Source organism: Phocaeicola sp. RTP21198st1_B8_RTP21198_201120 (genome assembly GCF_040929485.1).
Lineage (GTDB): Bacteria > Bacteroidota > Bacteroidia > Bacteroidales > Bacteroidaceae > Phocaeicola > Phocaeicola dorei.
In genome coordinates, this window is sequence record NZ_JBCOCI010000218.1 from 1,553 (window position 1) to 2,119 (window position 567).

At 44.4% G+C, this 567-nt stretch carries 1 pseudogene; it reads left to right on the top strand.

The window, feature by feature from the left end:
* Positions 1-567 (top strand): annotated as a pseudogene (locus tag AB5935_RS24705) (SusC/RagA family TonB-linked outer membrane protein); the annotation flags it as partial.

Consider the following 567-nt stretch of genomic DNA (forward strand, 5'->3'; position numbering starts at 1 on the left):
AGCTTATGGAACCCTGTTCGGCACTTCATACGTGCGTGATGCTAATGGAAACGTTGTGGTGGATGCTAACGGTCTGCCTAAGATTTCGACCACTAATAAAACGTTGGGGAAGTTTACGCCCGACTGGACAGGCGGTATCAGTAACACTTTCAGTTATCGTTCGTTAAGTCTTTCTTTTCTGATAGATGCAAGTGTCGGTGGTTCTATTTTTTCCAACACTAATAAAACTGGAAAATATACCGGTGTATTAGCTAACACATTATCGGGCCGGGATGCCGAGCACGGTGGCTTGTGGTATTATACTGCCGCCATGGGTAACAATGTACGATTACCAGAATCTCCTTCTTATTCCGTATCCTCTGATGGACTTTACTATGCCCAGGTCAATGGGCAATCCACCCGTGTGTATCAGGATGGCATTATGGTAGAAGGAGTGACGGAAAGTGGTTCTAAGAACGAAGAGGTTGTATCTGCCGAGAAATACTACCATCGTATTTACAGTATTGCTGAAGCTAATGTATATGATGCTTCTTACGTGAAACTGCGAGAAGTCGCTTTGAGTTACCG